Source organism: Halopseudomonas xinjiangensis (assembly GCF_900104945.1).
GTDB classification, from domain to species: Bacteria; Pseudomonadota; Gammaproteobacteria; order Pseudomonadales; family Pseudomonadaceae; genus Halopseudomonas; species Halopseudomonas xinjiangensis.
Map to the genome: position 1 here is coordinate 1954168 of NZ_LT629736.1, position 21651 is coordinate 1975818.

Annotated in this window: 18 protein-coding genes; 13 read left to right on the plus strand and 5 right to left on the minus strand. The window is 61.4% G+C overall.

Going from position 1 to position 21651, the window contains the following annotated elements:
* Positions 1-82 precede the first annotated feature (82 nt).
* From ccoG to BLT85_RS08970, 9 genes are all read left to right on the plus strand, one after another.
* A complete protein-coding gene (gene ccoG, locus BLT85_RS08930; RefSeq protein WP_093397568.1) occupies positions 83-1495 on the plus strand; it encodes a cytochrome c oxidase accessory protein CcoG in 1413 nt (470 codons plus the stop codon).
* 4 nt (positions 1496-1499) lie between these two features.
* Positions 1500-2015 (plus strand): FixH family protein, encoded by a 516-nt coding sequence (locus tag BLT85_RS08935; protein ID WP_157718157.1) that lies wholly within the window; start codon positions 1500-1502, stop codon positions 2013-2015.
* A 1-nt stretch (position 2016) separates the two neighbouring features.
* Positions 2017-4473: a heavy metal translocating P-type ATPase gene (locus tag BLT85_RS08940; protein ID WP_093393470.1), complete on the plus strand. Its 2457-nt coding sequence runs from the start codon at positions 2017-2019 to the stop codon at positions 4471-4473.
* Positions 4470-4715 (plus strand): cbb3-type cytochrome oxidase assembly protein CcoS, encoded by a 246-nt coding sequence (gene ccoS, locus BLT85_RS08945; RefSeq protein WP_093393473.1) that lies wholly within the window; start codon positions 4470-4472, stop codon positions 4713-4715. Before BLT85_RS08940 ends, ccoS begins: the two co-directional genes overlap by 4 nt.
* Positions 4712-5482: a sulfite exporter TauE/SafE family protein gene (locus tag BLT85_RS08950; RefSeq protein WP_093393476.1), complete on the plus strand. Its 771-nt coding sequence runs from the start codon at positions 4712-4714 to the stop codon at positions 5480-5482. Before ccoS ends, BLT85_RS08950 begins: the two co-directional genes overlap by 4 nt.
* 110 nt (positions 5483-5592) lie before the next feature.
* A complete protein-coding gene (gene fnr, locus BLT85_RS08955) occupies positions 5593-6324 on the plus strand; it encodes a fumarate/nitrate reduction transcriptional regulator Fnr (protein WP_093393479.1) in 732 nt (243 codons plus the stop codon).
* 16 nt (positions 6325-6340) lie between these two features.
* The gene (locus BLT85_RS08960; protein ID WP_093393482.1) at positions 6341-6886 is read left to right on the plus strand and encodes an adenine phosphoribosyltransferase; all 546 of its coding nucleotides are present in this window, start codon (positions 6341-6343) and stop codon (positions 6884-6886) included.
* Positions 6870-8063, plus strand: a complete 1194-nt coding sequence (locus tag BLT85_RS08965; protein ID WP_197673840.1) for an MFS transporter — start codon at positions 6870-6872, stop codon at positions 8061-8063. The genes BLT85_RS08960 and BLT85_RS08965 overlap by 17 nt, the downstream gene beginning before the upstream one ends.
* Positions 8064-8178: 115 nt before the next feature.
* Positions 8179-8823 carry a response regulator gene (locus tag BLT85_RS08970; RefSeq protein WP_093393485.1) on the plus strand — a complete coding sequence of 215 codons (645 nt, stop codon included), beginning with the start codon at positions 8179-8181 and terminating at the stop codon, positions 8821-8823.
* On the opposite strand, the gene BLT85_RS08975 is transcribed toward BLT85_RS08970, so the two are convergent.
* On the minus strand, positions 8813-10606 hold the full coding sequence (locus BLT85_RS08975) for a hybrid sensor histidine kinase/response regulator (protein ID WP_093393488.1): 1794 nt from the start codon (positions 10604-10606) through the stop codon (positions 8813-8815). The genes BLT85_RS08970 and BLT85_RS08975 overlap by 11 nt on opposite strands.
* A gap of 138 nt (positions 10607-10744) precedes the next feature.
* Here BLT85_RS08975 and BLT85_RS08980 point away from each other — a divergent pair, with 138 nt between their 5' ends.
* Positions 10745-11314 carry a hypothetical protein gene (locus BLT85_RS08980; RefSeq protein ID WP_231701452.1) on the plus strand — a complete coding sequence of 190 codons (570 nt, stop codon included), beginning with the start codon at positions 10745-10747 and terminating at the stop codon, positions 11312-11314.
* A gap of 95 nt (positions 11315-11409) precedes the next feature.
* On the plus strand, positions 11410-12444 hold the full coding sequence (locus BLT85_RS08985; protein WP_093393491.1) for an NADP-dependent oxidoreductase: 1035 nt from the start codon (positions 11410-11412) through the stop codon (positions 12442-12444).
* 72 nt (positions 12445-12516) lie between these two features.
* Here BLT85_RS08985 and glpD read toward each other — a convergent pair whose 3' ends face one another.
* Positions 12517-14061 (minus strand): glycerol-3-phosphate dehydrogenase, encoded by a 1545-nt coding sequence (gene glpD / locus BLT85_RS08990; RefSeq protein ID WP_231701453.1) that lies wholly within the window; start codon positions 14059-14061, stop codon positions 12517-12519.
* 90 nt (positions 14062-14151) lie between these two features.
* Here glpD and ybaK point away from each other — a divergent pair, with 90 nt between their 5' ends.
* Positions 14152-14625 (plus strand): Cys-tRNA(Pro) deacylase, encoded by a 474-nt coding sequence (gene ybaK, locus BLT85_RS08995; RefSeq protein WP_093393497.1) that lies wholly within the window; start codon positions 14152-14154, stop codon positions 14623-14625.
* Between the two features lie 32 nt (positions 14626-14657).
* Positions 14658-16139, plus strand: coding sequence for a glycerol kinase GlpK (glpK, locus tag BLT85_RS09000; protein ID WP_093393500.1), 1482 nt, complete (start codon positions 14658-14660; stop codon positions 16137-16139).
* On the opposite strand, the gene BLT85_RS09005 is transcribed toward glpK, so the two are convergent.
* The 3 genes from BLT85_RS09005 to BLT85_RS09015 form a co-directional block, all read right to left on the minus strand.
* Entirely contained in the window at positions 16136-17005 is an 870-nt protein-coding gene (locus tag BLT85_RS09005) for a hypothetical protein (protein WP_157718158.1), read from the minus strand. The genes glpK and BLT85_RS09005 overlap by 4 nt on opposite strands.
* 77 nt (positions 17006-17082) lie before the next feature.
* The gene (locus tag BLT85_RS09010) at positions 17083-18498 is read right to left on the minus strand and encodes an efflux transporter outer membrane subunit (protein WP_093393506.1); all 1416 of its coding nucleotides are present in this window, start codon (positions 18496-18498) and stop codon (positions 17083-17085) included.
* Positions 18495-21647 carry an efflux RND transporter permease subunit gene (locus tag BLT85_RS09015; RefSeq protein ID WP_093393512.1) on the minus strand — a complete coding sequence of 1051 codons (3153 nt, stop codon included), beginning with the start codon at positions 21645-21647 and terminating at the stop codon, positions 18495-18497. The genes BLT85_RS09010 and BLT85_RS09015 overlap by 4 nt, the downstream gene beginning before the upstream one ends.
* Positions 21648-21651: the final 4 nt, after the last annotated feature.

Sequence of the window (21651 nt, forward strand, 5' to 3'; positions counted from 1 at the left end):
ATATAGTCTTCATATGCGGCAATACTCCGGCCGGAGCTCTCCGGCCGGACTCCCTCCCCCCTCTTCTATGACCAAGGCTGCCATGAGCGAACAGATTCCTGTCAGAGATGTAACCCCGGGGACGGTCGAGACATACGACCTGTACGCCAAGCGCGAGAAGATTCAGACGCGCTCGTACAAAGGATTCTTCAAGAACATACGTCTGGCTGGCGTGGCCTTCCTGTTCCTGCTGTATTTCGGAACGGCCTGGCTGCAGTGGGACGGTCGCCAGGCTGTGCTCTGGGACCTGCCGGCCCGACAGTTCCATATTTTCGGCGCTACCTTTCAGCCGCAGGACTTCTTCCTGTTGTCCTTCCTGCTGATCATCTGTGCCTTCGGCCTGTTCTTCATCACGGTGTTTGCCGGACGCGTGTGGTGCGGCTACACCTGCCCGCAGACCGTCTGGACGTGGATTTTCATGTGGGCCGAACGGGTAACCGAAGGCGAACGCAACGCCCGTATCAAGCTGGACAAGGCGCCAATGAGCGCCAACAAACTCGCCCGTCGCACAGCCAAGCACTCCATCTGGATAGCCGTCTCGCTGGTGACTGCGCTAACCTTTGTCGGCTATTTCACGCCTATCCGTGGGTTGGTGGCGGACCTGTTTACGCTTGAGATGGGCGGTTGGGCGCTGTTCTGGGTGTTTTTCTTCACCGCTGCGACCTATATGAACGCCGGCTGGTTGCGCGAACAGGTGTGTACCCATATGTGCCCCTACGCGCGCTTCCAAAGTGTAATGTTCGACAAGGACACGCTGATCATTTCCTATGATGAAAAGCGCGGCGAGGATCGCGGCCCACGCAAGAAGGGTGTGGAACCGGCATCGGTTGGTCTTGGCGATTGCATCGATTGCAGCATGTGCGTGCAGGTGTGCCCGACCGGCATCGATATCCGCGAAGGGCTGCAGATGGAATGCATCAGCTGCGCCGCGTGCATCGATGCCTGCGACACCGTCATGGACAAGATGAACTATCCGCGCGGATTGATCAGCTACACCACCGAGCACAATCAGTCAGGCGAGAAAACACAATTTCTGCGTCCACGGTTGATCGGCTATGGCCTGGCCCTGATCACCATGATCGGCCTGTTCATCGCCACCGTCGCTGGCATGGCAGAGGTGGCTGTGGAGGTCGAGCGCGATCGAAACGTTCTGTATCGCGAGGCGCGTGGTGGCGACATCGAGAACGTGTATATCATCAAGATATTCAACAAGACGTCCGAGCCGCGCAGCTTCGATCTTGCGGTCGAAGGTCATCCGGAGCTTAATCTGGAGATGCCAGCCAATCGACTCGCCGTCGGACCCAATGGCATGTTGCAGCTTCCGGTAACCGTGCAGTTGGATCCAGCGTTCATCGAAGGGACCAACATGGCAATCGAGTTCCGCGTCACCGCAGAAGATGATCCCGACATCTCGGCTACGTCCGAAAGCCGGTTCATGGGCCCCACACTCAGGTAAACATATGCTCGAAGAAGACCAAGGCGGTCCCTGGTACAAGCAGATATGGGCATGGTTCATCATCGGCATTCTTGTCCTGTCGGTGGTGCTGGGCATCGGTTTGCTGATCGTCGCGATGAGCAATCAGGACAGCATGGTGCGCGACAACTATTACAAGGAAGGCCGGGCCATCAACATGCACCTTGGTCGCGACCAGCTCGCGCGCAAGTACAGTCTGAATGCCACGTTCGAAATCGACGACCTGACCGGCGAGATAAGGCTGGAGCTGGATGGGGATCTTGACGTACTCCCAGGCCAGCTGCGTCTGGACTTCATCTCGCCCAGCCATGCCGAGCGCGATCAGTCGGTAACCCTGGGCCGCGTTGGTCGTGAGCAGTACGCGGGCCAGCTCGAGTCCGGTATCACCGGCCGCTACTATCTCGATCTCAGCGATCCGCAGCAGCCTGGCGACGAAGGCTGGCGACTGACCGATGAGGCGCAGATAGCGCCTGGCCAGCAGTATCAGCTCACCCACCGCTGACATGCTCCAACCCACCCGTTGCTATCACTGCGGCGAGCCGGTCCCAACCGGTGCGCCGTGGACATGCGACATTCTTGGCCAGACCCGGCCAATGTGCTGCCCCGGCTGCCAGGCCGTGGCCGAGTCGATCGTCGCGGGTGGACTGGAATCGTATTACCGCCACCGGACTGAAAACTCTGCCAATCCCGAAGCGCTGCCGGCTGTCCTCCAGGACGAGCTGGAGATGCTCGATCGCAGCGACGTGCAGCAGCGTTATGTGAGTGCCAGCGGCGATCAGCGGGAAATACAGCTGCTGATAGAAGGCATATCCTGCGCGGCCTGCGGCTGGCTTATAGAGCAACGTCTGACCAAGCTGTCAGGCGTCAGTCACGCCAGCCTGAACCTGGGCAACCATCGCCTCAGCGTGACCTGGGATGCGAGCCAGACGCGCCTGTCAGCGGTAATGGCCGAGCTCAAGCGCATCGGCTACGGCGCGCACCCTTACGAAGCGGACAAGGCCAGCGCGCAGATCGCCAGGGAAAACCGCCAGTACCTGCGCCGTCTCGGGCTCGCCGGCTTGATGTTCATGCAGGTAATGATGGCAACCATGGGGCTGTATGAGGAGTTCAATCAGGACCTGACGCCGGAAATGGCAACGTTGCTGCGCTGGGCCAGCCTGCTCATGACTACCCCGGTGGTGTTCTACAGCTGTACGCCGTTCTTCAAGGGCGCTTGGCGGGATTTGCGCACACGGCGCCTGACCATGGACGTCTCCGTATCGCTGGCTATCGGCGGTGCGTATCTGGCGGGTATTTGGGCGACAGTGACCGATCAGGGTGAGGTGTATTTCGATTCGGTCACGATGTTCGCTTTCTTTCTACTGGCGGGCCGTTATCTCGAGCGCCGTGCGCGCCAGCGTACCGTCGAGAGTACTGCGCGGCTGGTCAATCTGCTTCCGCCAAGCGCCGTACGGCTCGATGCGGATGGCCAACGTCAGCGGATCATGCTCGAGGAAGTTCGCACCGGCGACGTGCTCGAGGTTCGCCCCGGTGAGAGCGTTCCAGCGGACGGGGTGATTACCGAAGGGGTCAGCAGCATTGATGAATCGGCGCTATCCGGTGAGTATCTGCCGCTGGCCAAGGTTGCCGGTGATCGCGTCGTCGCTGGCACGTTGAACGTCGAGGGGCCGCTGCGCATCCGAGTCGATGCGATAGGTGACGCTACCCGGCTGTCGGCTATCGTCCGTCTGCTCGAGCGCGCGCAGTCGGACAAGCCTCGTCTCGGCCGGCTGGCCGACCAGGTTGCCCAGTATTTCCTTGTATGCGTATTGAGCGCGGCAATCATTGTTGGCGCCGCCTGGTGGTGGTACGCCGGGGGTCAAACTGCGTTCTGGATCGTCCTGGCGATGCTGGTCGCAACCTGCCCCTGCGCGCTTTCACTGGCTACACCCACCGCTCTGACCACGGCGACCGGGAGCCTGCACAAGCTCGGCCTGCTGGTGACTCGCGGCCACGTACTGGAAGGCCTGACCAAGGTCGACAGCGTGATCGTCGACAAGACGGGGACGCTGACCGAGGGTCGCATGACCCTTGAGCGCATACAGCCATTCGACGGACACGACGCCGATCAGGCCCTGATCTGGGCGCGCATGCTTGAAGCTCGCTCGGAGCACCCGGTCGCCCGAGCCTTCGGCCGCTCGATCGAGCTTGCTGACACGGTGCAGGCCTACCCCGGTCAGGGACTGGAAGGTCAGTGTCACGGCAACACGCTGCGCATCGGCAAACCGGATTTCGTCTGTGCACTCTCGGGCCACCCGGTTGTCGATTACCCACAAGAGAGCGGCCAATGGCTGCTGCTTGGCGGCACTGGCGGCCCTATCGCCTGGTTCGTGCTGAACGACCGCCTGCGCGCCGATGCACGGCAGCTCATCGATGGCCTGAAGTCGCGCGGGCTCAAGGTCACGCTGCTTTCCGGCGACCACAGCAGTGTCGTCGCCAGCGTGGCGGCGAAATTGGGCATCGAGGAGGCAATAGGCAATGCCAGCCCCGACGACAAGCTTGCGATCGTGCAACAGCGCCAGGCTGAGGGCGCGACCGTGCTTATGCTTGGCGATGGGGTAAATGACGTACCGGTCCTGGCCAGCGCGGACATCTCGGTCGCCATGGGCGGCGCCTCGGATCTGGCCAAGACCAACGCTGACGCCGTGCTGCTTAGCGGGCATCTGCAGGTGCTGCTGGATGCGCTCGATGGCGCGCGCCGTACTCGTCGCGTGATGGTGCAGAATCTGTTCTGGGCCAGCGCGTACAATGCCGCTATTCTGCCGCTCGCCGCGCTCGGCCTGGTCACCCCCGCCTGGGCTGCGATAGGCATGTCGGCCAGTTCGTTGCTGGTCGTGCTCAACGCACTGCGGCTGGTTCGCGTTGCCCGCAAGCGCCCAGTCGCGACCCACCCTTCCCCCTTCGTGGAGGAACCCGCATGACGATTCTCTACGTTCTCGTTCCGGTCGCTATGCTGCTGGTGATCATCGCAATATGGGTATTTACCTGGGCGGTCAACAACGGCCAGTACGACGACCTCGACAGCCCTGCCCACAGCATCCTGTTCGACGATGAAGATCCGGCTCACCTCGCCGCGCAAAAAGGCGAAGACAAAGACGAGGCGGCACGGCCTGTGGCCGAAGCTGAGCCTGGCGACGATCGGCAGGAGCCGCCGCGCTCGTGAGTGAGCTCGTTCCGCTGTTACTGACCGCTCTGGCGCTGGGCCTGCTCGGCGGGGGGCATTGTATCGGCATGTGCGGCGGACTGATGGGCGCACTGACGCTGGCGATTCCGGCAGAGCACCGCCACGGCTGGCGGTTGTGGCGGGTGCTGATCGGTTACAACATTGGACGCATCAGCAGCTATACCGCCGCCGGCGCGCTGTTGGGCAGCCTCGGCTGGCTGGCCAGGGACGCGGGCCTCGGGCCTGCCCTGCGGGTGGTGGCCGGCCTGCTGATGATCTCCATGGGTCTGTATCTGGCCAACTGGTGGTCAGGTCTGACGCGTATCGAAGCGGTGGGCCGCGGTTTGTGGAAATACCTGCAACCTCTCGCCCGCCGGCTGATGCCGGTCAGTCGCATGCCACAAGCCATTGCGCTCGGCGCCGTCTGGGGTTGGCTTCCATGCGGGCTGGTCTACAGCACTCTGATCTGGGCCAGCAGCCAAGGCAGCGCGCCGCTGTCTGCCGGTCTCATGCTCGCTTTTGGTCTCGGCACGCTGCCGACGCTCCTGGCCACCGGCCTGGCTGCGCAAAGAATGCTCGCCTTGCTGCGCAAGCGCCCTGTACGCATCACCGCTGCGGTACTGGTCATCGTGTTTGGCATCTGGACCATCCCGGGACCGCACAACGCGTGGGTAATGGGCTCGGGTCACTCCGGTCACCAGCACGGTGATGTCGATTCGACGGCACCAGTCGTTCAGCCGGAAGACGCTACGCATCACCAACATTGACCGTGGCGGCGAGTGTCCTCCGAGACAATCTGACCTGTACAGGATGGAACACTTGTCACCCATCGGTTAACCTTGCCTCAACGAGTACCTGCTCCGGAACGCTTTCTCCCATGAACGATGCCATCAAACTTCGCGCGCTTCCCGAGGCGCATTGCAAGGATTGCTCACTATCGAGCATGTGCCTGCCCCTGGCGCTGCAAGCCGAGGAGATGGATGCGCTCGACGACATCGTCAAGCGTGGCCGCCCCTTGAAAAAGGGTGACATGCTGTTTCGTCAGGGGGATCCCTTTGCATCGATCTACGCCCTGCGTTCCGGCGCAGTCAAGACGTTCAGTCTGTCGGATTCGGGCGAAGAGCAGATCACCGGCTTTCATCTGGCCAGCGAGTTGATCGGCCTGTCAGGCATGGATGACAATGCCTACCCGGTCTCGGCCGTGGCGCTGGAAACTACCTCGGTGTGCGAGATTCCATTCGAACGACTGGATGATCTGACCGCAACCACGCCGCAACTGCGTAAGCAATTGATGCGCCTGATGAGCCGGGAAATCCGCGACGATCAGCAGATGATGCTCCTGCTTTCGAAGAAGACCGCAGACGAGCGCATCGCCACCCTGCTGATCAACCTGTCGGCACGCTTTCGCGCCCGCGGCTACTCGGCCAAGGCATTTCGCCTGGCGATGTCACGTAATGAAATCGGCAATTACCTCGGACTGGCTGTCGAAACGGTATCGCGCGTGTTCACCCGGTTTCAGCAACAGGGTCTGATCGCAGCGGAAGGCAAGCAGATCGAATTGCTCGACCACACACAACTTTGCGCACTGGCTGGCGGCCAGGGCGAATAAGACCAAGAGCCCGCACATGATTTTCGATGAGTACACCATCAAGTCTCTGATCCGTCCGGTACCGGATTTTCCCAAGCCGGGTATCGTCTTTCGCGACATCACACCGCTTTACCACTCGCCGCGAGCGATGCGCATGGTCGCCGACAGTCTGATTCAGCGCTACGTTGAATCGCCGGTCACTCACATTGGCGCAATCGATGCCCGCGGCTTCCTGCTCGGTGCGGTGCTCGCATACGAACTGAACAAGCCGCTGGTGCTGTTTCGCAAGGTCGGCAAGCTGCCCGCCGAAACCCTCTGCGAAGCCTACGAAACCGAGTACGGCGAAGCGCATTTGGAGGTCCACAAGGGAGCCCTTGGCGAGGGCGATCAGGTACTGCTGCTCGACGACCTCATCGCCACCGGCGGCACCTTCCTCGCTGCTGCAAGCCTGATCAAGCAGATGGGTGCCGAAGTGTACGAAGCCGCGGCGATCATCGATCTGCCGGATCTGGGCGGCTCACGAAAGATGCAGGACGCCGATATCCCGGTATTCACTCTGTGCGCCTTTGAAGAAAACGAGTAGCTGCACACGTATCGAGGCAGGCTCGGCAGATTACCGCAGAGCCTGCCTCGCATTGGTCGTCGCCTCGCTGGTCATCTTTGCCAATCTCTACGCCATCCATCCGCTTCTTCCGCAGATCGCCAGCGAATTCGGCGTCAGCGAACTGCAGGCCGGTAGCGCCTTCACCGTAACGAGTTTTACCCTCGGGCTCTCGCTGCTCATTCACGGTCCCGTTTCAGATGCCGTCGGACGGAAGCTGCCGCTGCTGATCGGTCTTGCCGGAACCAGCCTACTGACGTTGGCGATGGCCTTCGTCGAGGATTTCGCAACGCTGATCGCCTTGCGCGCCGCGCTGGGTTTCGCACTCGGCGTGCTACCGGCAGTAGCCATCGCATACCTTGGCGACACCATGACGCGAGCAGCGCTGGTCGGTGCGGTCGGCCTGTATATCAGCGGGAACACGCTGGGCGGCTCCGGTGGTCGCCTGCTCGGCGGCTTCATCGGCGATCACTTCAGCCTCAGCACGGTATTTGTCTGCATGGGCAGCGCCGGTCTGCTGGGGCTGATAATCGTTGCCCGGCTGTTACCAAAGGAAAGGGATTTCTCGCCCGGGCCGCTGTCGCTGGCAGGCAGCGTTCAGGGCTTCGCCATGCATATGCGCAACCCGGCGCTGCTGCCTGCGTTCGCCCTCGGCGGGCTCAACTTCATGATTTTTCTGAACCTGTACACCTACCTTACCTTCAGACTGAGCGGGCCGCCCTGGTCGCTTGGCTCGGGTTGGCTTGGCCTACTGTTCCTGACCTACCTCGCCGGCACCTTTTCGGCAACTCTGTCGGGCCGTGTGCCCTTTCCCAACATCATCCGCGGCATGGCGGCAGGCGTGGCGCTGCTGATCATCGGCAGTTTGATGACCCTCGGCACCTCGCTGTGGTTGATCATCGCCGGTTTGCTGTTGAACGCATTCGGTTTTTTCCTGACTCATTCGCTTGCCAACACCTGGGTCAATCAGAAAGCGGGGGCCGCGAAGGCCAGCGCAGCGTCGTTGTACTCCGTTTCGTATTACTTCGGCGCCGCGCTGGGCATTTATTACCTGGAAATCTTCTGGCAGGCAGGCCGATGGCCCGCTGTCGTTGCCGCCGGGGTTGTCATCCTGGCAATCAATCTGGGGCTTATCCGGTACATGCGCCGGCATCTGTGATCGACTTGCTAGAAAGGTTTAAGCGCTTGGCATATCATCGCGCGACATAACAAAAAAGCAGCTCTCCGCGACTGGCACTTCGCTGTGCGGAGGCATTTGCTCGAGGTCACCAGGCATGCCGATCCTGACCCTACCGCCGGACACCCGGTTGTTACTCATCGACGACCACCAGATCTACCTGGACGGGCTCAGCCTTACCCTGTCCAACCTGTGCAAGCAGATCACACTTGATCACGCGCACAATGCCGCTGAGGCCGAGGCGCTGGTAGCGCGACATACCTTTGATCTCATCCTGCTGGACCTGCACCTGCCCGACAGCAGTGGACTCGCGCTGCTCCAGAAACTGCGCGCGATCGACTCGCTGGTACCGATCGCCATCCTGACAGGGAGCACCAGCCCCAGCGACATGGATGCGGCTCTACAACTCGGCGCGGCGGGCTTTATCAGCAAGACCGCTGACGGGCAGATGCTGCTGGAAGCGGCCACCCGACTGTTGTTCGGTGAACAGGTAGTGATCGCCAGCGAAGGATCCCCCCTTGATCGACAGAGCAGCGCCAAGGAAATGGGCGTCACGCCACGTCAGCTGGAGATACTCGATCTGCTTGCCGAAGGGCTGCCGAACAAGGTCATCTGTCAGCGCCTTTCTTTATCGGAGGACACGGTAAAAACCCATCTCAAGGCCCTGTTCGCCGCCGTGAACTGCCACAACCGTACCGAGTGCGTCAGTAACGCCCGCAAGCTCGGCCTGATCAGCTTCTGACCAGCTCCGCCATCAGCTTCTGCAACGTTCGGCGCAACCGCGCCGGCAATACCGGTTTGTAAACCACCGCCACGTCAGCCAGGCGAGCTGCTTCGAGCAGTTCTTCGCTGGTGTCGGCGGTAACCAGTACCACTGGGCCAGCGAACGAGCGACGCTCACGTAGCGCCCGAATCAGATCCAGGCCATCCATCGAGCCCTCCAGGCGATAATCGCTCAGAAGCAGATCCGGGGCGGCCTCCTCTATCCCGTCAAATGCGGCCTCCGGCGAGGAATAACTGGTCACCTGGCAACCCCAGTGCCGAAGCAATGTTTCGGTCGCCTCTCGACTGATCTGGTCGTTTTCCACTATCGCGATCCTGCCACGCAACAACTCGCCGGACTGCGGCACGGCTGCGCGGGATGCATCCGTCCAATCCGCCGGAGGCACTTCGATCCAGAACCGCGCGCCCTGCCCCGGTGAGGACTGCACGCCGGAGGGATATTCCAGCAAATGCAACAACTGACGGCAGATGGAAAGGCCAAGGCCAACCCCCTTGTCAAGGGTACGGGCCGGGTTCCGCAACTGAGTGAACTCCTCGAAGATGCGTTCCTGCTCTTCCTTGCTCAAGCCGCAGCCATTGTCGACCACAGCCAGGCGGGTACGCTGCCCCAGACGGGTGACTTCGATTCGAACTTCGCTCGCTCCGGAGTGCATCAATGCATTGTTCACATAGTTTCGAATCAGGCGTTCGAGGAGCAGCGGATCGCTGTACACGGCGCTGTAGCGCGGGCAGATGAGGTGCAGGCGAATTCCTCGCTCCCGCGCGGAGGCTTCGACGCTGTCGATCATGCTTTGCAGCCATGGCAAAAGGTTTATCGGGCGTAGCTGCGGCCTGACCATGCCGACGCTCAGTCGGGAGATATCCAGCAGCGAATTGAGCATCGCCTGGAGCAGGTGCGTCGAGTCGGCCAGCCTGCGGACCGTATGCCGCGCCTCCCGGTCAGTCACCCGCTCGTCGAGGTGCTGAATGAACAATGACATGGCATGCAACGGCTGACGCAGGTCATGACTGGCGGTGGCCAGAAAGCGGGTTTTGCCCTGGCTTTCACGCTCGGCACGGATCCTTGCCGCTTTCAGCAAACACTCATTGAGATAAGCACCGCGCATCATGTGTTCGTAAATGTACGCACCGAAGCTGCCAATCATGGCGAAGGAACCGAGAAACAGGCCACTGGCGATGATCTGTATTCGCGGCGAGCCAACCGCCTGCTCGGCTATCAGGTAACCTGCCACGATCAACCAGGAACCGACGACCGCGTGTCGCGTCGGCAGCCCCACCAGAAAAAAACCCGACAGCAATACCAAATAGAGTCCATCATGCGTCACCGGTACACGCATGTCGGTCAAGCGCGTACCGGCGATGACTACTCCGACGAGGAGACCGGAACAGATATACGAGAAGGTCGCCGATATGAACGCTCGCCGCGCCGGCACTTTGTGTGGTCTTCCCGCATACCAGACTGTGCCACATATGAGTATCAGGGCGACCAGCCGAGCAGGAACGCTGTAGCGGGTCAGCTCCGGTGGCAGGTAGCGCAGGTCGATCAAGGCAAACAGCAGCATGAAGAAAGCAGCGATGAACGCGACCAATCGAGACCGGTCGGCCATCCGCTGATGCATGTAGCGAAGGAAACCCGGTTCGAGGGAGGGTTCGAAACGCAGCCTGCCAAACCCGCGCTGCTGCGCCAGGAGCGCGGGCTCGTCGAAGCTCTCAGGCTGCGGCGCTTTGCTATGGTCTTGCATGTGCCACCATCTTTTTTTTGTTATATCCGCGGGTAATATCCCAGCGAAACACGCACGGTAAACGTTTTAAAAACAGGGTTTTAGTTTTCCACTTTAGCGCTATGCTTCACATAACGCTTCCAAGCTCAGGATGTTATCGTGACAGCGAGTGCCATCACCCTTGCACCTTCCGATGTTGCTGACCTTGAACGATCCCCTCCGACGGCGCCCTCCGGGCTTGCCGGGCTGGTCCAGCCCCATGCTCTCAGGCTGGGCGTCATACGGCCGACTCTGACTTACCTCGGCGTAGAGTCCGACGATGCCGAAAGGTTGCTGCTCGGCACGCTGCTATGCCTCGGCGGCTTACCGCAAGCACGCCAGCCCCGACAGGGGCTCGGTCCGTACGCCATCAGCGAAGCCCTGCATACCCGATTATGGGACGAGCACCTCGCCCACCATCCTGACAAGGCCAGCCTGCTACGCGGACTCGCCAGCCAGCGCTGCTTCCTTCGCGATCCGCACGCTGAGCTCGGCTTCAACCTTGCCTACGCAACGGCGATGGCTTGGCTCGTCTACGAGACGCAAGGGGTGCGGCTTGGGACAGGTGCGAGCATCGGCACTCTGGCGCGAATCTGGCAACTAGCCTACCCCCATCGCAGCGGCCGAGCCAGCGACTTCGTCAAGGCCTGGATGCAGGCCCACCCCATGGGCGATGTGATCTCCGCCTGATCAATAGCCCCCCATCAGCCGTGCCCAGTCAGCTTGACCGGTGACTGGGTCGCTACCATGCTGACTCCCGGACCATCGACGCCAGGAGCCCCTCAATGCCGCAATCAGCCCACATCAACCGACAGATTCTGCTTGCCTCGCGCCCGGTCGGAGCGCCTACCGAAGCCAATTTCAAGATCGTCGAATCCGAGGTGCCCAAACCGGGCCCCGGCCAGATGTTGCTACGCAACCTGTGGATGTCCCTCGACCCCTACATGCGCGGCCGCATGAGCGATGCCAAGTCCTATGCCGAACCGGTACCGGTCGGTGGTGTGATGACTGCCGGCACGGTGGCGCGGGTCATGGAATCCAATCTGGAGGGTTATCAGCCAGGCGATCTGGTCATGGCCTACACCGGCGGCTGGCAGGATTACACCCTGTCCGACGGCAGCATGGTGTTCAAGCAGAACCCCGACATGAAGCGCCCGTCCCAGGCAGTGGGCGTGCTGGGCATGCCCGGTTTCACGGGTTATATGGGCCTGATGGATATCGGCCAGCCGAAGGCCGGCGAAACCGTAGTGGTGGCTGCTGCTACGGGCCCGGTGGGCGCGGTGGTTGGCCAGGTAGCGAAGCTGCAGGGGTGCCGCGTGGTGGGCATCGCCGGCGGGGCCGAGAAGTGCGGGTACGCAGAAGCTGAGCTTGGCTTCGATGCCTGTCTTGACCACAAGCGCGACGACCTTGCCGAACGGCTCGCCGCTGCCTGCCCCGACGGAATCGATGTCTACTTTGAAAACGTCGGCGGCAAGGTCTTCGATGCCGTCATGCCGTTGCTCAATGCGCATGCACGCGTGCCGGTATGCGGCCTCATATCGCAATACAACGCGACCTCCCTGCCGAACGGGCCGGACCGTATGCCGTTGCTGATGCGCTTGTTGCTGAGCCAGCGCATCCGCATGCAGGGATTCATTATCTTCGATAATTACGGGCCGCGTTATCCGGAGTTTCTCGAAGTCATGACGCCCTGGGTCGACGCTGGCAAGGTGAAGGTCAAGGAAGATGTCGTCGAAGGACTCGAGAACGCACCGCAGGCTTTCATGGGTCTGCTCGAGGGCCGCAACTTCGGCAAGCTGGTGGTGCATATCGCAGACTGACAGACGTCACCAGCGCCTGGCCTACGCCAGGCGCTGGCAATCTTCGAGGCTCGGTTTTTCGCCATGTCCCGTTTATTCGACGCTACGCACCGACTGGCACTCGCCGAGGTATTCGGCCAGCCGTGTTTGCTGAGCAGCATTGAGATGCAGCCCGAGCTTGCTACGCCGCCATAGAATATCTTCGCTGGTCACCGCCCACTCACGTTCACGAAGATATTTCACCTCGCGCTCGGTAAGCCCGCCACCAAACGCCTCGCCCAGGTCATCCGGCCCGCTGCACCCTCGCAGGAACGCCTGGCACAACGTGCCGTAGCTGCGGACATAGCGGCTCAGCTGTTCCTTGTCCAGCCACGGATATTGCCCTGCCAGGCTCTCCACCAGCAGTCCGGGTGACTCGAAGCTACCGCCCGGAAGCGCATGTCGGCCAGTCCAGGACGGCCCCATGTTTGTGAACCATGGCTTGAGCCGTTCCAGCGCCGATTCGGCAAGCCGACGATACGTGGTCAGCTTCCCGCCGAAAACACTCAATAGCGGAGCCTGGCCTTCCGAATCCTGAACCGTGAGGGTGTAATCCCGGGTGACCGCGGAGGGGTTGGCATCTTCGTCATCCACTAGTGGGCGCACTCCGGCATAGCGATGACAGATGTCTTCGGTGCGCAACTGACGCTTGAAATGCTCGTTCACCACAGCGATTAGATACGCCTCTTCTTCCTTGCTCGGCCGAACCTCAGAAGGCTCGCCCTGATACTCGCGATCCGTTGTGCCGATCAGTGAAAACTGTTGCTCGTATGGCAGGACAAAAACGATGCGATTGTCACTGTTCTGCAGAATGTACGCGCCTTCTCCCGAGCATATCCGCGGGACGACGATATGCGAACCCTGTACCAGTCGGACGCCGTGCGGAGAGCGAGCGTCGGCTACCCGCTCAATGACTCTCGCTGCCCAGGGGCCGGAAGCATTCACCAGGGCACGGGCTCGCACGGTTGTCGTGGTGTCGGTAGTGTCCTGAAGGTCGACATGCCATATGCCGCCCTGCCGGCGCGCTTTGGTGCAGCGCGTACGCAAATGTATGTCGGCGCCTAACGAACGCGCCTGCATGGCATTGAGGACCACCAGCCGGGCATCGTCGACCCAGCAGTCCGAGTATTCGAAGGCATGCCTGATCGAGGCCTGCAGCGGGCCTTGGCCGTTCAATTCCAGCGCCTGCGAGCCAGGCAGCGTGGTGCGTTTGCCGAGGTGATCATAGAGAAACAGCCCGGCACGAAGCATCCACCGGGGCCGCAGGTGAGGCCGGTGCGGGAGCACGAAACGCAACGGCCAGATGATATGCGGCGCTTTTTCCAGCAGCACTTCGCGCTCGCCCAACGCTTCGCGGACCAGACGGAACTCGTAATGCTCCAGATAACGCAGACCGCCGTGAATCAGCTTGCTGCTGGCCGAAGAGGTATGCGCGGCAAGGTCATGCTGCTCGCACAACAACACCTTCAATCCGCGACCGGCCGCGTCGTTGGCAATGCCGACGCCATTCACGCCGCCGCCGATCACCAGAATATCGTATACAGTGTCCTGCTCCGCAACGGTCTCCCGTCCAGCCTCCTTCGGATGCGCTTCAAGCACGTGGCCTCTCCCCCTGGCATGGCAATCTGACTTGATTAGATCATAGATCGACAGCGAGAATTCAGCGGGTACATCGAAAGAGAGCATTCCATGACGCCGGCGACCAAGCAGCTTGACCAGGCCAAAGTCTCCTACCGCCTGCACCGCTACGAGCATGATCCGAAAGCCGAATCCTATGGCACCGAGGCCGCCGACAAGCTTGGACTCGACGCCGCTCAGGTTTTCAAGACGCTGCTCGCTGCGAGCGAAACCGGCGAATTGCTGGTCGCCATCGTGCCGGTCAATGGCAAACTAAACCTGAAAAACCTGGCCAGCGCCGCCGGCGTGAAGAAGGCTGCCATGGCCGATCCCGCGGCAGCACAGCGCAGCACGGGCTATCTGGTGGGTGGCATCAGTCCGCTGGGCCAGAAGAAACGCTTGCGTACCTACCTGGACGAAAGTGCCGGGATATTCGAGACAATTTTCGTCAGTGGCGGCCGACGCGGGCTCGAGATTGAACTGGCCCCGACTGATCTGGCCAAACAGACACAGGGCAAGTTGGCCGATATTGGTCGAAGTGAGTAAGCGCAGCACAATAATAAGAGGACGTCATCGCAATGAAACGCCACATCCTTGCCATCGATCAGGGTACTACGAGTAGCCGGGCGATCGTTTTCGACGACCAGGCGCAGCCGATGGCCAGTGCCCAGGCGGAATTCCCGCAATACTTTCCGCACGATGGCTGGGTCGAGCACGACGGTGAAGAAATCTGGAATAGCACGCTTGCAGTGTGTCGACAGGCGCTCGAGCAAGCCAGACTGAACGCGTCAGATATTACTGCTATCGGCATAACCAACCAGCGCGAGACAACGCTGCTCTGGGACGCGAGCAGCGGCGAACTGGTCCACCGCGCCATCGTCTGGCAGGACCGGCGCACCGCGGAGTTCTGCAAGGAGCTCAGGGAAGCCGGTCACGAGTCCAGGGTAACCGAACGCACCGGGCTGCTGATCGATCCCTATTTCTCCGGCACCAAACTGCGCTGGCTGCTGGACAATGTCGAAGGCGCGCGGGAACGGGCCGAGCGTGGCGAACTGCGCTTCGGCACCGTGGATACCTTCCTGCTGTGGCGCCTGACTGGTGGCAAGGTGCATCGCACCGACGCGACCAATGCTTCACGCACGTTGCTCTTCAATATTCATACCCAGGACTGGGACGATGACATGCTCGCCCTGCTGGACATCCCACGCGGCGTGCTCCCGGAGATCATGGATTGTGCCGCTGACTTCGGCACCACCGATCCGGAACTGCTCGGCGGCCCGATTCCGGTAGCCGCCATGGCCGGTGATCAGCAGGCAGCACTGGTGGGGCAGGTCTGCTTCAAGCCGGGCATGGTCAAAAGCACCTACGGCACCGGTTGTTTCATGATCATGAATACCGGCGATGCTCCAGTGAGTTCAAGCAATCGGCTGCTGACCACTGTCGGCTACCGGCTGAATGGCAAGCCGACCTACGCACTGGAAGGCAGCATCTTCGTGGCCGGCGCGGCGATACAGTGGCTGCGTGACGGTCTCAAGCTGATCCAGCATGCCGGCGAGACCGAGGCACTGGCCGAGCAGACAGGCGAACAATGCGGCGTCTATCTGGTGCCCGCGTTCACCGGGCTCGGGGCACCTTACTGGGACCCAAAGGCGCGCGGCGCCATTTTTGGTCTGACGCGCGACACCGGAATCGGTGAAATCGTTACTGCCGGGCTGCAGTCGGTATGTTTCCAGACCCGCGATCTGCTTGATGCCATGACCAGCGACGGGGGCAATAGCACCGCCGCCCTGCGGGTGGACGGCGGCATGGTGGTGAACAACTGGGTGGTGCAGTCTTTGGCTAATATTCTCGGTGTGCAGGTGGACCGGCCCCGGATCACCGAAACCACTGCTTTGGGCGTCGCCTACCTTGCCGGGCTGCAAGTGGGAATCTTCGATTCCCTGGAAGCCATTACTCAGCGCTGGGAGCGCGAGCGTAGCTTCGATCCGGTCATGCCGGAACCCAAGCGTGAAGCCTTGTATCAGGGCTGGGTCGACGCAGTCAGACGAGTACGGGACTAATCGTGCCGCGGTTCGATTCCGGTTGAAAAAGAGCTCGGTGGCGCATCAGAAGCGACTGCTTCGAGCCGCCAGATCCACTTGGCTGCGCGGCTCAGGAGATACAGAAACAGCAGCGGCAGAACCATGGTTCGAAGCACGAACAGCGCCATGACGGTGACGACGTTCATCGATAGCTCTTCGAGGGTCTGCTGCATTTCCCTGTAGGCCTGCGGATCGCCGAGCCGGGCCATTTTCGCCCGCAGTCCGGTATCCGCTGCGCCGACGCCTGGCTGGTCGATCAACTCTATCTCGGTGGAGACCGAGCCCAGCACCGCCAGTTCGGCACGAGTCTGTTCGGCTATGTAGACCCGGTCGACCAGACCGTTGAGTGCGACCGCCAGAACCAGGGCGAAGCGCAGAAACATCAGCAACGCGAACGCCTTCATCAGCCAGTTGGTCCAGCCTGCCAAGCGCAGCAGAATGCTGACGACCAGCAATCCTGCGGACACGCTCAGCAGAATCTTGAACAGCGCGTCGGAGACGATATCCAGAAGGACCTTCTGAATCACCAGCGATCCGACGGCCAGCTTCATCACCGTGGAATACTGCTCGATCAGATCGTTGAACGGATCGAGCAGCTCGCCCAGCGTCACCTGCACGCCGGCAAACAGACTGAAGCTCAACGTGGTCGACTGCATGACGGATATCAGCGCATTCAGACCGCGCGCGGTGGCAAAGGCCAAACCGGCCTGGAGCAATGAGCCATCGACGTATTCCGAAGACTCGCTATCGAGCACGCCGAGCCAGGACAGGGCAACGCATAGCGCGATTACCGCCACCAACAACCAGCGCGTGCCAGGACGGCTCAGATCGATCATGCCTTTCACGCTGTACCCCGTTTGCGCCCGTCGTCATTCACCTGAGCGTACCCGCCGACCAGCCTGCAACGCAACGGCGAGCCTGATCAGCGCTTGGCCTGCACTGTCTCACTACCCTGCCATCCGCCGCCCAGAGCCTTGAACAGGGTGACTTCGCTGGTCAGCTGGCTGAGCCGGTCGACAATGAGCTGCTGCTGGGCGCCGAACAATTGCCGCTGCGCGTCGAGCAACACCAGATAGCTGTCGACGCCCGCGCGATAGCGTCGCTCGGCGATGCGGTAGTAGTTTTCACTGGTGGCCAGCAGGTCGCCCTGCGCCTGGACCTGCTGCACGTATGTCTCGCGCGCGGCCAGACCGTCGGCGACTTCCTGAAACGCGGTCTGAATGGCTCCTTCGTAGGCCGCGATGCGCATGTCCTTGCGGATCTCAGCCGCGTCCAGGCTGGCGGACAACCGACCGGCCGAAAACACTGGCAGGCTGATGCTGGGAGAAAAACTCCAGTAACCGGAGCCGCCATCGAACAAGCCTGACAGATCGGTGCTCGCGCTTCCGGCAGCACCCGTCAAGCCGATGCTCGGAAAGAATGCTGCCCTTGCTGCGCCAATGCTGGCGTTCGCCGCGCGCAATTGGTGTTCGGCCTCGAGCACGTCCGGACGATTGGCCAGCAGTTCGGAAGGCAGACCAACCGGCAGATTGGCCAGCAATGGCTCGTTCAGCACTCGTGACACCATGGCTCGCGCTGGCAGATCCTCGCCCAACAGGCGCACCAGGGCATTGCGGTCCTGCGAGACCAGACGCGTGTAATACGCCAGACTGCTGCGCGCCGTCTCCACAGCAATGCGGGCCTGGGTCAGCTCCAGAGTCGAGGCGACTCCGGCATCGAAGCTGCGCTGCGTAATACCGAGGCTCTTCTCATAGGTCTCCAGGGTCTCCCGCGTGACGTACAGCAGTGCCTGGTCCGCCTGCAGCGTCAGCCAGCTGTTGGCAACACCGGCAATCAAGCTGATCTGCACGCTGCGCCGGGCGGCATCGCTGGCAAGATATTCCTGCAAAGCCTGCTCGCTAAGACTCGCCAACCGGCCAAACAGATCCACTTCCCAGCTTATTCCAAGAGTTGCGCTGTATTGGCTGGATTCCGCTGCCCCGCCTGCCGGGTTAAGCGCGGCCGGCGTCCGGCTGCGGCTGCCTGCAGCGTCTGCACTCAGCTGCGGCGCCGCGGCGCTGCGCTGAACGCGATACAGCGCGCGAGTGGCCTCGGCATTCAATGCAGCGACACGCAGGTCTCGGTTGTTTTGCAAGGCAACTTCGATCAGCTCGCGCAGAACCGGATCGGCAAAAAAGGTCTGCCATTGCAGTTCGATCGGCAATCGGTTCGCGTCAACCGAACCGGCAGGTCCCGGCCAGGCAACTGCTACCGGTGCAGCTGGTTGCTGGTATTGCGGAGCCAGCGAACAGCCGCTGACCAGCGCCAGCACAGTCAGCGCCAACATGCTGTGTTTCATAGCGCGCCCTCCATCGGTTCGGCAGGCAGAATCGCGGCGGCCTTCTTTTTCTTGCTGCCGAACACCGATGAGACCATCACGAAGAACAACGGCACCCAGAAGATGGCGAGCACGGTTGCGGTGATCATGCCGCCAATCACGCCTGTACCGATGGCGTGCGAGCTGCCGGCGCCTGCACCACTGGCCAGGGCAAGCGGCACTACCCCCAATGTGAACGCCAGTGAAGTCATCACGATCGGGCGCAGCCGCATGCGGCAGGCTTGCACCGCGGCATCAAACAGACTCATGCCTTGCTCGTGCAGATCCTTGGCGAACTCGACGATCAGAATCGCATTCTTCGCCGTCAGGCCAACCGTGGTCAGCAGACCCACCTGGAAGAACACGTCGTTGGACAACCCGCGCCCCAGCGTAGCGAGCAGCGCGCCGATCACCCCAAGCGGCACGACCAGCATGACCACCAGCGGAATCGACCAACTCTCGTACAGCGCCGCAAGGCAGAGGAAGACCACCAGCAGCGACAACGCATAGAGCATCGGCGCCTGGTCGCCCGAGAGACGCTCTTCGAAGGACAACCCCGTCCAGGCGACCCCTACGCCTGGGGGCAGTTGCGCAGCTAGTTCCTCCACAGCAGCCATGGCATCACCGGTGCTGAAACCTGGCGCCGGCTCACCCATGATCTCCATCGATGGCAGACCGTTGAAACGGGACAGCTTTGGCGAGCCATATACCCATTCGCCGGAAGCAAACGCCGTCATCGGCACCATCTCGCCCTGGTCGTTACGTACGAACCACTTGTCCAGATCTTCAGGGTTCATCCTCGCGCTGGCTGCGCCTTGCAGATACACCCGCTTGACGCGGCCTCGATCGATGAAATCGTTCACGTACGCCGAGCCCCAGGCAATCGATTGAGTCTGGTTCACGTCGCTCAACGAAACACCGAGAACGCGCGCACGCTCGTCGTCGATCAACAGCTGATACTGCGGCTCGTCGTCCAATCCGTTGGGCCGCACCGCGGTCAGCGCCGGGTGCTGCGCAGCCATGCCGAGGAACTGGTTCCGCGCGGCCATCAGCGCATCGTGCCCGATGCCGGCATTGTCCTGCAGATACAGGTTGAAGCCGGACGCATTACCCAGTTCCATCACCGCAGGCGGCGCGAAAGCCATGACGCGGGCGTCGCGTAAGGTATCGAAGTAGCCTTGCGCACGCTCAGCGAGCGCAAACACGCTCTGCTCCGGGTCCGGACGCTCGTCCCACGGCTTGAGGCCGATGAAGGCCATACCGGAATTCTGTCCCCGACCGGCGAAGTTGAAGCCGGTAACGGTAAATACCGAATTGACCACGTCCCCTTCTTCTTCAAGCAGATAGACGCGCATCGCATCGACCACTCGCTGCGTGCGCTCCGCAGTCGAACCAGCCGGTGTCTGCACCTGCGCGAACAGCACGCCCTGGTCCTCGCCCGGCAGGAACGCCGAAGGAATGCGCGTGAACAGCACGACCATGACCGCGACGATAACCAGATACAGCAACACGAACGGCGTCTTGCGCTTGAGCATGCCTGCCACGCCGCTTTCGTAACGCGACACACCACGATTGAACGTACGGTTGAACCAGCCGAAAAAACCACGCTTTTCGTGATGATCACCCTTGGCGATCGGCTTGAGAATGGTCGCGCACAGCGCGGGCGTGAACACCAGAGCAACGAGCACCGACAGGGCCATGGCCGAGGCGATGGTGATCGCAAACTGCTTGTAGATGACCCCGGTCGAGCCGCCAAAGAAGGCCATCGGAACGAACACGGCGGAGAGGACCAAGCCGATCCCGACGAGCGCTCCCTGGATCTGTCCCATCGACTTGCGGGTCGCCTCGAGTGGTGACAGGCCTTCTTCGACCATTACCCGCTCGACGTTCTCCACCACGACGATGGCGTCGTCGACCAGCAAGCCGATCGCCAGCACCATGGCGAACATGGTCAGGATATTGATGGTGAAGCCAAAGGCGGCCAGCACACCAAAGGTGCCGAGCAGCACGACCGGCACCGCCAAGGTCGGGATAAGCGTAGCGCGGAAGTTCTGCAGGAACAGATACATCACCAGGAACACCAGCACCACTGCCTCCAGCAGTGTGTGCACTACACCCTCGATCGAGGCCGAGACCACCGGGGCTGTCTCGTAGGGATAAACCACCTCCATGCCCGCCGGAAAGAAGGGCTCGAGACGGGAAATGGTCTCCTTGACGGCCTCGGCGGTCTTCAGCGCATTGGCTCCTGTGGCCAGCTTCACTGCGATACCGGAAGCCGGCATGCCGTTGTACTGCGCGGAGATACTCGCCGACTGAGCGCCCAGCTCGACCTGCGCGACGTCCCCGAGACGCACCTGCGAGCCATCAGGATTGACTTTCAGCAGGATGGCGCTGAACTGCTCCGGGGTCTGCAGCCGTGTCTTCCCATTGATCGTCGCGCTGAGCTGCTGGCCCGGCAGCGCCGGCAGCCCCCCAAGCTGGCCGGACGAAATCTGCACGTTCTGCGCCCGGATAGCATCACTGACATCAACCGGGGTGAGCTGAAAGTCGTTCAGCTTAGCTGGGTCCAGCCAGACACGCATCGCATAGGGAGCGCCGAATACCTGGAAATCGCCCACCCCACTGGTTCGCGAGAGCGGGTCTTGGATGTTGGATACGATGTAGTCGGCGAGGTCGTCCCGGTTCATACTGCCGTCGGTCGATACCACACCGATCACCATCAGGAAGTTGCGCACGGCCTTGGTCACCCGGATACCCTGCTGCTGGACCTCCTGCGGTAACAACGGCGTAGCCAGCTGCAACTTGTTCTGCACCTGAACTTGGGCGATATCCGGATCGACCCCCTGGTTGAAGGTCACGGTGATGCTCATGCTGCCGTCAGCGTTGCTCTCCGAGGTGACGTAGCGCAAGCCGTCGATACCGTTGAGTTGCTGCTCGATCACCTGCACGACCGTGTCCTGCACCGTCTGCGCCGAAGCGCCAGGGTAATTGACCGAAATGCCGATAGCCGGGGGCGCGATGCTGGGATACTGGTTGACCGGAAGCTTGAGCAGCGAAAGGCCGCCTACGAGCATGATCACCAGGGCGATAACCCAGGCGAATACCGGTCGGTCAATGAAGAATCGTGACATGGAA

Bases quoted from the DNA above. Each gene is read 5' to 3' on its own strand.
- ybaK (WP_093393497.1), top strand. From the start codon at position 14,152: ATGACGCCGGCGACCAAGCAGCTTGACCAGGCCAAAGTCTCCTACCGC.
- BLT85_RS08970 (WP_093393485.1), top strand. From the start codon at position 8,179: ATGCCGATCCTGACCCTACCGCCGGACACCCGGTTGTTACTCATCGAC.
- BLT85_RS09015 (WP_093393512.1), bottom strand. From the start codon at position 21,647: ATGTCACGATTCTTCATTGACCGACCGGTATTCGCCTGGGTTATCGCC.
- fnr (WP_093393479.1), top strand. From the start codon at position 5,593: ATGAACGATGCCATCAAACTTCGCGCGCTTCCCGAGGCGCATTGCAAG.
- ccoS (WP_093393473.1), top strand. From the start codon at position 4,470: ATGACGATTCTCTACGTTCTCGTTCCGGTCGCTATGCTGCTGGTGATC.
- BLT85_RS09010 (WP_093393506.1), bottom strand. From the start codon at position 18,498: ATGAAACACAGCATGTTGGCGCTGACTGTGCTGGCGCTGGTCAGCGGC.
- BLT85_RS08935 (WP_157718157.1), top strand. From the start codon at position 1,500: ATGCTCGAAGAAGACCAAGGCGGTCCCTGGTACAAGCAGATATGGGCA.
- glpK (WP_093393500.1), top strand. From the start codon at position 14,658: ATGAAACGCCACATCCTTGCCATCGATCAGGGTACTACGAGTAGCCGG.
- BLT85_RS08975 (WP_093393488.1), bottom strand. From the start codon at position 10,606: ATGCAAGACCATAGCAAAGCGCCGCAGCCTGAGAGCTTCGACGAGCCC.
- ccoG (WP_093397568.1), top strand. From the start codon at position 83: ATGAGCGAACAGATTCCTGTCAGAGATGTAACCCCGGGGACGGTCGAG.
- BLT85_RS08960 (WP_093393482.1), top strand. From the start codon at position 6,341: ATGATTTTCGATGAGTACACCATCAAGTCTCTGATCCGTCCGGTACCG.
- BLT85_RS08985 (WP_093393491.1), top strand. From the start codon at position 11,410: ATGCCGCAATCAGCCCACATCAACCGACAGATTCTGCTTGCCTCGCGC.
- BLT85_RS08940 (WP_093393470.1), top strand. From the start codon at position 2,017: ATGCTCCAACCCACCCGTTGCTATCACTGCGGCGAGCCGGTCCCAACC.